Raw genomic sequence first — 9,010 nt, 5'->3', positions numbered from 1 at the left:
CTGCAGGGTCAGGGCCAGCTGTGGGGTGCCGAATTCCGGCTTGCGAGCCCGCAGCAAAGTGAACACCACCGGCAGCGCGGCCAGGGCAATCACCACCCCGGCGGCGATCCGTGCCGCCGTGCCGAGGGTGTGCGAGGTGTCGCCCATCAGCTCGGGCCAGCGCGGTAGCACGAAGAAGAAATAGAGGACGCCTGCGGCGATCGAGAACGTCGCGTGCCACAGCGTGGCAGACCTGCGTCCCATGCCCCTCCTTGAACTGATATCCGGTCGCGACCAGACCCTAGCCGATGGCGATCAAGCCTGGTCGCACCCCGGACTGAGTGCGGAGGATGCGGGATTTGAACCCGCGAGGGCTGTTAACCCAACCCGCGTTCCAGGCGAGCGCCATAGGCCACTAGGCGAATCCTCCGTCGGCCATGGTAGCCGAGCGCAGCTCAGCGTCCTTAATACTGTCGCCGATTGATTCCAGCACGAGTACTAGACTCTCGGTGGACCCCGCGCGGCGTCTATCCTGTGAACTCCCCCAGGGCCGGAAGGCAGCAAGGGTCAATGGGCTCTGGCGGGTGCGCGGGGTCCCCTCTATGTCGACTGAAAGGCGGATGGTGTCGTACGGCTCGTTCAGCTCCCTAGGCCGTACCGACCTCGAGGCATTACATGCCCGCCACCAGGACGACTACCGCGAACTGCAGTCGCTGAAGCTCGCCTTGGACCTCACCCGCGGCAAACCATGTAGCGAGCAACTGGACCTGTCCAATGCCTTGCTGAGTCTGCCGGGCGACGACTATCGCGACGGCGACGGCACCGACACCCGCAACTACGGCGGCCAGCACGGTCTGCCGGAACTGCGGACCATCTTCGGCGAGCTGCTCGGCATCCCGGTGCCCAACCTGATCGCGGGCAACAACGCCAGCCTGGAACTGATGCACGACGTAGTGGTCTTTTCGATGTTGCACGGCGGTGTGGATTCGCCGCGGCCCTGGAAGGACGAGCCGGTCGTCAAGTTCTTATGTCCGGTTCCCGGCTATGACCGGCATTTCGCCATCACCGAAACCATGGGCGTCGAGATGATCCCGATCCCGATGCTCGAGGACGGGCCGGACGTCGACCTGATCGAAGAACTCGTCGCCGTCGACCCAACGATCAAGGGCATGTGGGCGGTACCGGTGTTCGCCAATCCCACCGGCATCACCTACTCGTGGGAGACGGTTCGACGCCTGGTGCAGATGCGCACGGCGGCCGAAGATTTCCGGCTGTTCTGGGACAACGCCTACGCGGTGCACACCTTGACGCTGGACTTCGTCCGCCAGGTCGACGTGCTGGGCTTGGCCGCCGCGGCGGGCAACCCCAACCGGCCGTACGTCTTCGCGTCGACGTCGAAGATCACCTTCGCCGGAGCCGGCGTCAGCTTCTTCGGCGGATCTCTGGGCAACATCGCCTGGTATTTGCAGTACGCCGGAAAGAAGTCGATCGGGCCGGACAAGGTCAATCAGCTCCGACACCTGCGATTCTTCGGCGACGCCGACGGCGTTCGGCTTCAGATGCTGCGCCACCAGCAGGTGCTGGCGCCCAAATTCGCGTTGGCTTTGGAGATACTGGACAAGCGGCTCGGCGAGTCCAAGATCGCCTCCTGGAACGAGCCGCAGGGCGGCTACTTCATCAGCCTCGACGTATTGCCGGGTACGGCGCGGCGCACCGTCGCCTTGGCCAAAGAGGCCGGTATCGCCGTCACCGAAGCGGGCGCTTCGTTCCCATACCGAAAAGACCCGGACGACAAGAACATCCGTATCGCGCCGACGTTCCCGCCGCTATCCGACCTGCGCAATGCGATCGACGGCCTGGCCACCTGCGCATTGCTGGCCGCCAGCGAGTCGCTGCTCAAATGATCCGGCCGCATTCACTCTGCATCCGTGGCGGAGAAGTGCGAGTGATTCGCGCCCTGATCGCAGAGTCAACACGTCGTTGCTGAGCCACCGTTAGCTCGCGTCAGTCCTCGTAGGTAGCGTGTGCGACCGTGGCCCTCTACCGCAAGTACCGACCGGCGACCTTCGCGGAAGTGGTAGGGCAGGAACACGTCACCGAGCCGCTGTGCACCGCGCTGTCGGCGGGCCGAATCAACCACGCTTACTTGTTTTCCGGCCCGCGGGGCTGCGGCAAGACGTCGTCGGCGCGCATCCTGGCCCGATCCCTGAACTGCGTGCAGGGGCCCACGGCAACGCCATGCGGTGTCTGTGAGTCTTGCGTCGCGCTGGCGCCCAACGGGCCGGGCAGCATCGACGTCGTCGAACTCGACGCGGCCAGCCACGGCGGCGTAGACGACACCCGTGAGTTGCGCGATCGCGCGTTTTACGCGCCGGCCCAGTCGCGGTACCGGGTCTTCATCGTCGACGAGGCGCACATGGTGACCACGGCGGGGTTCAACGCGTTGCTCAAAATCGTCGAGGAGCCCCCCGACCACCTCATCTTCATCTTTGCCACCACCGAGCCTGAAAAGGTATTGCCGACGATCCGGTCGCGCACCCACCATTACCCGTTCCGGCTGCTACCGCCACGCACCATGCGGGCGCTGATCGAACGGATCTGCACCCAGGAGGGTGTTGTCGCCGACGAAGCGGTCTACCCGCTGGTGATCCGGGCCGGCGGCGGCTCGCCCCGCGACACGCTTTCGGTTCTCGACCAATTGCTGGCCGGTTCGGAATTCGGGCCGGACGGCAGCCGGATCAGTTACCAGCGAGCACTGGGGTTGCTGGGCGCCACCGACGTTGCGCTGATCGACGAGGCCGTCGACGCGCTCGCAGCTGCCGACGCTGCGGCGGTGTTCGGGGCGGTCGAATCGGTGATCGATGCCGGGCATGACCCTCGGCGATTCGCCACCGACCTGCTTGAGCGGTTCCGCGATTTGCTTGTGCTGCAAGCTGTTCCAGACGCTGTCGCTCGCGGGGTGGTCGACGCGCCGGAAGACGTGCTGGACCGGATGCGCGATCAAGCAGCCATGCTCGGGACGGCGACGCTTACCCGCTATGCCGAAGTCGTGCATGCCGGCCTGACTGAAATGCGCGGCGCGACGGCCCCGCGTCTGCTCCTCGAGGTGATCTGCGCGCGGCTGTTGTTGCCGTCGGCCAGTGACACCGAAGCGGCGCTGCTGCAACGAGTCGAGCGCATCGAAACCAGGCTGGAGATGTCCATTCCGAACGGCGACAAAACGCCCGCCGAGGCGACTGTCGTCCCGAAGCCATCACCGCCAGCGGCTGCCGCAGCTGAGCCGGAACCCACACCGCCCACGCCTGCCGCAGCTGAGCCGGAACCCACACCGGCGCCGGAGCAGACTCCGCCTGCTGCGGGTCCGGGTGAACCGGGCGCGGCCGCGGTCCGCACGTTGTGGCCGACGGTGCGCGAGAAGGTACGTCAACGCAGCCGAACCACGGAGGTGATGCTGGCCGGCGCGACCGTGCGAGCCGTCGAGGGTGACACATTGGTGTTGAGCCATGAATCGGCGCCGCTGGCCAAGCGGCTGTGCGAACAACGCAACGCCGACGTCATCGCCGAGGCGCTCAAAGATGCACTGGGCGTTAACTGGCGGGTGCGATGTGAGGCCGGCGCGCCGAACCAGACGACAACAGAAGAGCCGCCTGCGCCGGCACGCCGCACCGAACGTTCGCGTCCGTCCGCGCCGGCGAAACCCGCCGCCGACGATGATTCGGCTGAGCGGGCCGAAGAGGAAAGTCTGCTGGCCGAAGCGGGTCAGGATGACGCGTCGACTCCGCGCCGCGACCCGGAAGAGGCGGCACTGGAGTTGCTGCAGAACGAACTGGGCGCGCGCCGCATCGACAACAACTGAGTTTCTTAGCCGATTGCTAAAGAGCCCAACATGACTGACGCGAAAGGCGTACCGTCATCATGTCTATGCTCAGACGAAAGGGGATGGTTCCCAATGCGGATTAAGATTGCTACCGTCGCCGCGGCACTCGCGATGGGCTCATTGACGATAGCTCCTCACGCCCACGCTACCCAAATTCCGTATATCCCAACGGTTCCCACCGATCCCGGGATTCCGGCGATCGTGCAGCCACTGGACTGCAACGGTACTACCGGGGCACACGGCTGCGGTCCGGGGTTTCACTGGCGAAACGGCGCCCACGGGTGGGCTTGCTATCCCTGTTAACTAAGCCGCCGACGCCAGCCTTGGCCTAGGGCTGCCACCACGGCCGCAGTGGCAGCCCGTCTGTGCCGCGCGCGTCAAGCTTGGCCGCCAATACATGATGTAGCTGAATGTTGTCGTGCTCGAAGGCAACCCGAGACGCCGCCATGTACAAGCCCCAGACCTTCGCCGTGGCCAGGCCGACCTCGTCGACCGCCTCGTCCCAATGCGCAACCAGGTTGCGACCCCAGTCGCGCAATGTCATGGCGTAGTGCGTTCGGAAGTTCTCCCCGTGCAGGACCTCGAAACCCGCATCTTCGATCTCTGACGTGATTCGCCCGGAGCCAGTCAGCTCCCCGTCCGGAAAAACGTAACGATCGGTGAAGCTGCTCGCGCGGAAGTGCGACTTGTTGTTATTGCGGGTGATGCAGTGATTGAGCAGCAAGCCCCCGGGGCGCAACTTGGACTTGAGAAATTCGAAGTAGGACGGGTAGTTCTTGACCCCGATGTGTTCGGTCAATCCGATCGACGACACCGCGTCGAAACCGGTTTCGCGGACGTCGCGATAGTCGGAGTGGCGCACCTCGGCCAACTCGGTCAGTCCCTCGGCTTCTATGGCCTGTTGCGCCCAGCGGGCCTGTTCGGCCGACAGGGTCGCCCCGATCGCCCGCACACCACGGTGCGCCGCGTAGCGAACCATCCCGCCCCAACCGCAGCCCACGTCGAGCAGCCGATCACCCGGCTGCAACCGTAACTTCTCGAAGATCAGCCGATACTTGTTGTCCTGCGCCTCTTCCAGCGTCGCGTCGGCGTGCGGATAGACCGCGCAGGTGTAGGTCATCGACGGGCCCAGCACCCACTCGTAGAAGGTGTTGGAGACGTCGTAGTGGTGATGAATTGCGTCGGCATCACGAGTCTTGCTGTGCCGCAGGCCTTCGGCGAACCGCCGCCACCGAGGTAGCGCCTCCTGAGGCGGTGGTGGCGCGGGCACCAGATGCTCGATGCCGACCGAGCGGATGATGCCAGCCAGCAGCCGTGCCGAAGGCCTGCTGAACTCAACCTTTTCGGCCAGCAATTTGAGCAATTCGTACGGATCGCCCGGAGGCACCCCGCGCGCCTCGATGTCGCCCGAAACGTAGGCGCGCGCCAAGCCGAGTTCGCCGGGGGCGGTGGCCAGATAAGTGGTGCCGCGGGGCGTGAGCAGATCCATTCCCAGCACGGCGTTTTCCGGTCCGGCGCTGCTGCCGTCGTAAGCCGTGAACCGCAGCGACCGCTTCGCGCCGCCGGTGACGATCGCCAGGATCTCGGCCAGGCTCAATTTGCCTGCCGTGGTGATCGCGGGTTCCTTGATGGTCGTCATCGTCGTTGCACCGCCTTTGCGTAGAGGTCAAGCAGACGCGAATCCGGGTCGTAGGTCTTTTTCACGGTTTTATAGGTTTCACCGCCGTAGAGCTCGTCAAACTCATCCCGGCTGTAAAAGGAGTCGGAATATAACGATTTGTGACCGTCCAGCGAACCGACTTTGGCTTCGATCAACCGGTTCGTCGCGCCGTCGGAATCACCAATTGGAACCGACGACCAGAACCCGACATTGACGTAGGTGGATCCGGGCCGGATCGGATAGAGCGGCCAGCCGTTGTGGTCGCGTAACCGTAACGGGCACAACCAGATCGGCGTGATCGGCACAGCATCAAGGAACCAGTCCAAGAACTCAGCGCTGCGCTCGATCGGCACCTCGATATCCTGGACTACCCGTTCCCGCGGCGGACGTCCGTTACGCTTCTCGATCCGGTCGGCGATACCGAAACGCTGGTCGAGTGCCACCAACTTCCAGTAGGTACTGCTGCGGCGGTAGCGCCGCGGCCACCACCGCCGCACTCTGGGATTCTGTGCACCGAAAGACCGTGAGCACCAGAACCAATCGGTATCCCATCGCCAGACATAGTCGTGCATCGTCAACCGGTCTTCTTTGACGCCGGCGTCGTGCTGGATGGAGCGGTAGTAGATCTTCTGTCCGGTGTAGTCGCTGACCGGGCCGGGGGTGGCGGTACGCACACCGACGCACAAATAGCTCTCCTCGGCGCCGAACACCACGCCGTCGAGATAGTCGACCGGCACACCGTCGAAACCACCGGTATCGATAATGCGGTCCATCGCTGCCACCAGATCGGCCAGCGAGTTGAACCTGACGTGCCGCAGCGCCACGAACGGCTTGACGGGTTCTAACTCGATCCGCAGCCTTGTCGAATAGCCCAGGGTGCCATAGGAATTCGGGAATGCGCGGTAGAGATCGGGATGCTGGTGGGGGGAGACGGTGAGCAATTCGCCGGAGCCGGTGAGAATATCCATCTCCAGCACCGACTCGTGGGGTAGGCCGTTACGGAACGAGGCCGATTCAATGCCCAGCCCGGTAACCGCCCCGCCCAGCGTGATCGTCTTGAGCTGCGGGACCACGAGGGGTGACAGACCGTAAGGCAGGGTCGCGTCGACCAGAGTCTCGTAGGTGCACATGCCGGCGACATCGGCGGTGCGAGCCTCAGCGTCGACCGAGATGACGTCCGTCAGGCCCGAGGTGTCCAGCCCGGGCGCGTCTCGTTTTGCGCGGTCGCGAAACAAATTGGAGGTCGGCTTGGCGAGTCGGACGGCGGCCGTCGCGGGAATCGAACGATAGCTCGCCAGCAACCGCTCGACGCCCGCCGCATGAGCCGCCGGTGCGGATGCGGGGACAGGCACCAGATATACGCTAGTCGCCGATAGCAGCCCGCGCATGGACACCGCACCCAGGCGTGGCGCCGGCCACAACACCTGCGCAGAGGAGTTTCACCTGATGGGACACGTCAGTGCAGCCAGGACGATCTTGATCAATGCTGAGCCCACCACCGTGCTGTCCGCCGTCGCTGACTACCAAGGAGTCCGCCCGAAAATCCTGTCCTCGCACTACCGCGACTACCAGGTGCTGGAAGGCGGCCAGGGACAGGGAACGGTCGCCAGCTGGAAGCTGCAGGCCACCAAATCCCGGGTTCGCGATGTCCGGGCCAACGTCGACGTTGCCGGCCACGCCGTCATCGAGAAGGACGCCAACTCGACGATGATCACCAACTGGACGGTGGCTCCCGCGGGGTCCGGTTCGAGCGTCACGGTCACCACCACCTGGGCCGGAGCCGGTGGCGTGAAGGGATTCTTCGAGAAGACGTTCGCGCCGCTGGGACTGAAAAGGATCCAAGGTGAGGTGCTGGCGAACCTGAAAAAGGAGCTCGAGAGCTAGCGCGCTTGGCCTTGGCTGCCTAAGTAGCCGGCGATGCCCTTGACGACGGCGTCGGCGTATTTTTGCCGGCCCTCCGGCGACTCCATCAGCGCTGAATCGACCGGGTTTTTCATGTTGCCGCACTCGACCAGGACCGATGGGTACTGCGCCAGGTTCAGCCCCGCCAGGTCCGAACGCCCATAGAGGCCGTCCTGGCCGATGTAGGTGGCCGGCGGGATGCCCGACGCCTGCATTTGGTCGCGCATGATCCGGGCGAACTGCACCGACGGGCCCGCCTGCACCTGGTTCAGCGGCGGCGCGGAGTAGTTGACGTGAAATCCCCGCCCGTTGGGCGGGCCCCCGTCGGCATGGATGCTCACGACCGCGTTGGGGTGTAAGCCATTGGCCATCTCGGCGCGCTGATCGACGCATGGGCCCACTGAGGAGTCGTCGCCACGCGACATCGCCGTCCGCGCCCCCAGCGCGTTGAGTTCGGCGCGGATGCGCAACGTGGTGTCCCAGGTGAAGGTGTGCTCCTGATAGCCGTCGTTGGTCGAGGTGCCGCTGGCCTGGCAATCCTTGGTGCCGCCGCGGCCGGTGGGTACCTGACGGCTGATCGATGCGTCGTTGGCGCCGTTGTGACCGGGGTCGAGGAACACGATCATCCCGGCGATGTTGCCGGGAGCTGCGGCAGCTTTCGGCGGAATCGCGGTGGTAGCCACGACGGTCAATGCGCCGACGGCTATCGCGGTCCCGACACGCAGGTGATCTCGTACACGCACGCCGTCACCGTAGCCCGGCGCCGTCTAGGCTGAAAGTTCCGAACCGCCCGCACGCGGCAGGCGCAACCAAGTCGAGACGAAGATGCAAGGGGACCGTCATGCAACCCGGAGACCAGCCCGACATGTCGGCGTTGCTCGCCCAGGCGCAACAGATGCAGCAACAGTTGATGGCTGCCCAGCAGCGCCTCGCCAACGCTGAGGTGCATGGGAAGGCCGGTGGCGGCCTGGTCGAGGTCACCGTCAAGGGCAGCGGCGAGGTCGTCGCGGTGAAGATCGATCCCAAGGTTGTCGACCCAGATGATGTCGAGACGCTGCAGGATTTGATCGTCGGCGCGCTCGCCGACGCGTCGGGACAGGTCACCACGATGGCGCAGCAAACGCTCGGCCCACTGGCCGGCGGAATGGGCATTCCGGGGTCCTGACTTGTTTGAGGGGCCCGTTCAAGATCTGATCGACGAGCTCGGCAAGCTGCCGGGTATCGGGCCGAAGAGCGCGCAGCGCATTGCGTTTCATCTGTTGTCCGTCGAACCTCCTGACATCGACCGGCTCACCGCGGTACTGGCCAAAGTCCGTGACGGCGTGCGGTTTTGCGCGGTATGCGGCAACGTCTCCGACGACGAGCGGTGCCGCATCTGTGCGGACCCGCGGCGGGACGGCTCGCAGGTTTGTGTCGTCGAGGAGCCCAAGGACGTCCAGGCCGTCGAGCGCACCCGCGAATTTCGCGGGCGTTATCACGTTCTTGGTGGGGCACTGGATCCGCTGTCCGGCGTCGGCCCCGAGCAACTACGCATCCGTGAGCTTCTGAACCGGATCGGTCAGCAGGTCGACGGGGTCGACATCACCGAGGTG

General features: G+C 64.8%; 8 protein-coding genes, 1 tRNA gene, 1 other RNA gene and 1 pseudogene. 6 read left to right on the top strand and 5 right to left on the bottom strand.

Features of this window, described 5'->3' with window-relative positions; all coding sequences use genetic code 11:
* Nucleotides 1-243: pseudogene (locus tag WB785_RS19410) on the bottom strand (hypothetical protein); the annotation flags it as partial.
* A gap of 80 nt (nt 244-323) precedes the next feature.
* Nucleotides 324-409: transfer RNA gene (locus WB785_RS19405), tRNA-Ser, on the bottom strand.
* 78 nt (nt 410-487) lie between these two features.
* On the opposite strand from WB785_RS19405, the gene ffs reads away from it, so the two are divergent.
* From ffs to WB785_RS19390, 3 genes are all read left to right on the top strand, one after another.
* Nucleotides 488-582, top strand: an RNA gene (gene ffs, locus WB785_RS19400) — signal recognition particle sRNA small type.
* A gap of 17 nt (nt 583-599) precedes the next feature.
* Nucleotides 600-1,883 (top strand): aminotransferase class I/II-fold pyridoxal phosphate-dependent enzyme, encoded by a 1,284-nt coding sequence (locus tag WB785_RS19395; protein ID WP_424080920.1) that lies wholly within the window; start codon nt 600-602, stop codon nt 1,881-1,883.
* A 128-nt stretch (nt 1,884-2,011) separates the two neighbouring features.
* On the top strand, nt 2,012-3,835 hold the full coding sequence (locus WB785_RS19390) for a DNA polymerase III subunits gamma/tau (protein ID WP_424080917.1): 1,824 nt from the start codon (nt 2,012-2,014) through the stop codon (nt 3,833-3,835).
* Nucleotides 3,836-4,184: 349 nt separating this feature from the next.
* On the opposite strand, the gene WB785_RS19385 is transcribed toward WB785_RS19390, so the two are convergent.
* The gene (locus WB785_RS19385) at nt 4,185-5,495 is read right to left on the bottom strand and encodes a class I SAM-dependent methyltransferase (RefSeq protein WP_424080916.1); all 1,311 of its coding nucleotides are present in this window, start codon (nt 5,493-5,495) and stop codon (nt 4,185-4,187) included.
* On the bottom strand, nt 5,492-6,871 hold the full coding sequence (locus WB785_RS19380) for an FAD-binding oxidoreductase (protein WP_424080919.1): 1,380 nt from the start codon (nt 6,869-6,871) through the stop codon (nt 5,492-5,494). Before WB785_RS19380 ends, WB785_RS19385 begins: the two co-directional genes overlap by 4 nt.
* Nucleotides 6,872-6,962: 91 nt before the next feature.
* Between WB785_RS19380 and WB785_RS19375 the strand changes: the two genes are divergently transcribed.
* The gene (locus tag WB785_RS19375) at nt 6,963-7,400 is read left to right on the top strand and encodes an SRPBCC family protein (RefSeq protein ID WP_424080918.1); all 438 of its coding nucleotides are present in this window, start codon (nt 6,963-6,965) and stop codon (nt 7,398-7,400) included.
* On the opposite strand, the gene WB785_RS19370 is transcribed toward WB785_RS19375, so the two are convergent.
* Nucleotides 7,397-8,161 carry an Rv3717 family N-acetylmuramoyl-L-alanine amidase gene (locus tag WB785_RS19370; protein WP_424080915.1) on the bottom strand — a complete coding sequence of 255 codons (765 nt, stop codon included), beginning with the start codon at nt 8,159-8,161 and terminating at the stop codon, nt 7,397-7,399. The two genes, WB785_RS19375 and WB785_RS19370, sit on opposite strands and share 4 nt — an antisense overlap.
* 98 nt (nt 8,162-8,259) lie before the next feature.
* Between WB785_RS19370 and WB785_RS19365 the strand changes: the two genes are divergently transcribed.
* The gene (locus WB785_RS19365; RefSeq protein WP_424080914.1) at nt 8,260-8,583 is read left to right on the top strand and encodes a YbaB/EbfC family nucleoid-associated protein; all 324 of its coding nucleotides are present in this window, start codon (nt 8,260-8,262) and stop codon (nt 8,581-8,583) included.
* A gap of 1 nt (nt 8,584) precedes the next feature.
* On the top strand, nt 8,585-9,010 hold a 426-nt coding region (gene recR / locus WB785_RS19360; RefSeq protein WP_424080913.1), incomplete at its 3' end, for a recombination mediator RecR.

The organism is Mycobacterium sp., from assembly GCF_049585075.1.
GTDB lineage: Bacteria > Actinomycetota > Actinomycetes > Mycobacteriales > Mycobacteriaceae > Mycobacterium.
The sequence above is the reverse complement of the archived record's forward strand: the minus strand, read 5'-3'. Positions and strand labels throughout refer to the sequence as shown.